Consider the following 1,486-nt stretch of genomic DNA (forward strand, 5'->3'; position numbering starts at 1 on the left):
CCTCGGCTGACGGGATCAACGCACGAGTTCCACGTTTCACGCAACGAGGGGAAGGGCTCCGGGCCCGGTTCACCGCCTGGCGGGGCAACCGTCCTGGCGGTGGTCCGGGGTCCTTCCCTTTGTGCCTTTACCCCGCCTGCGCAGCCTGTGTGACGTCGTCTGCGGTCATGCGTTTGTAGCCGAGTCGCGACAGGTGCGCGGACGCCGTGTCGAGGATGCGCTCGCCGCGCTTGTGACGGCCCTCTTTTGTCCGCATGCGGTTCACCGCAGCTCGCCTTTCGGGGCGGTTGGCGAGCCAGGCAGGCGCGGAGCGGCTTGCAGCAGCGCGTTCGTATAGGGGTGCTGCGGGTCCTCGAACGCCGCCTTGGTGAGCCCTTCTTCCACGATCTCACCGTCCTTCATGATCAATAGACGGTCGCTGGTCTGCTCCACGACGGTAAGGTCGTGGGTGATGAACAGCAGGGCGATGCCCAGGCGCTGCTGCAGCTCGGACAGCAGGCCCAGCACCTGGGCCTGCACTGACACGTCCAACGCGGAGACCGGCTCGTCGCAGATCAGTACCTCGGGCTGTGGGGCGAGTGCCCTCGCGATCGCCACCCGTTGCCGCTGCCCGCCCGAGAGCTGGTGCGGACGGCGGCGGGCGAGATGCGCGTCGAGCCCGACCGTGGCCAGCAGGTCGGTGACCCGGGCCCGGCGGCGGGCGCCGCGCTGGCCGGGCAGCGCCTCGGCGATGATGCGCCCGACGGTGTGGCGGGGGTCGAACGCCGCCTGCGGATCCTGCTGGATCAGCTGGATGTGCCGCCGCTGCGCCCGCCTGGCGCGTTCCGGCGTGCCCGACCAGGGCTGCCCCCGCAGGAGGATCCGCCCCTCGTCAGGCTCGGTCAGGCCCATCACCATCCGCGCCAGCGTGCTCTTGCCGGAGCCGGACTCGCCGACCAGGCCCACCGTCTCGCCCGCCCGCAGGGTCAGCGACACCCCGGCCACGGCACGGCGTTCGCCGAAGTCCTTGGTCACCCCGTCGACGTCGAGCAGGGTCTGCCCGCCGGTGTAGGGCGGGCGCTGCGCGCGCCGGCCGCGGGCGATGTCGAGCAGCGCCCTGGTGTAGGGGTGCTCGGGGCTGCCCACGATGCGCTCGGTGGGCCCGGTCTCGACGATGCGGCCGTCGAGCATCACCGCGATCCGGTCGGCCAGCTTCGCGACCACCGCCAGGTCGTGGCTGATCAGCAGCAGGCCCCGGCCCTGCTCCTTGATCTCTTCGAGCAGCCGCAGGATCTGGTGCTGCACGAGCACGTCCAGCGCCGTGGTCGGCTCGTCCGCGATGACCAGGTCGGGCCGCGTCGCCACGGCGGAGGCGATCAGGGCGCGCTGGCGCAGCCCGCCGGAGAGCTGGTGGGGGTACTGCTGGCTGCGCAGCTCCGGCTCCGGGACGCCGACCTCGGTGAGCACCTCCAGAACGCGCTGGTGCCGTTCGGCACGGGTGCTGTCC

General features: G+C 71.8%; 2 protein-coding genes. Both read right to left on the minus strand.

The window, feature by feature from the left end; genetic code table 11:
• Positions 1–127 precede the first annotated feature (127 nt).
• The gene (locus DD1DGNOD_RS30495) at positions 128–256 is read right to left on the minus strand and encodes a hypothetical protein (RefSeq protein ID WP_283234677.1); all 129 of its coding nucleotides are present in this window, start codon (positions 254–256) and stop codon (positions 128–130) included.
• 5 nt (positions 257–261) lie between these two features.
• Positions 262–1,486: ATP-binding cassette domain-containing protein (locus DD1DGNOD_RS10825; protein ID WP_131770029.1), on the minus strand; the 1,225-nt coding region annotated here is incomplete at its 5' end.

Origin of the sequence: Candidatus Protofrankia californiensis (assembly GCF_900634765.1) — a bacterium.
GTDB classification, from domain to species: domain Bacteria; phylum Actinomycetota; class Actinomycetes; order Frankiales; family Frankiaceae; genus Protofrankia; species Protofrankia californiensis.

What these genes read in the sequence shown, in the direction of transcription:
- DD1DGNOD_RS30495 (WP_283234677.1), bottom strand. Translation starts at nt 256, where the DNA reads ATGCGGACAAAAGAGGGCCGTCACAAGCGCGGCGAGCGCATCCTCGAC.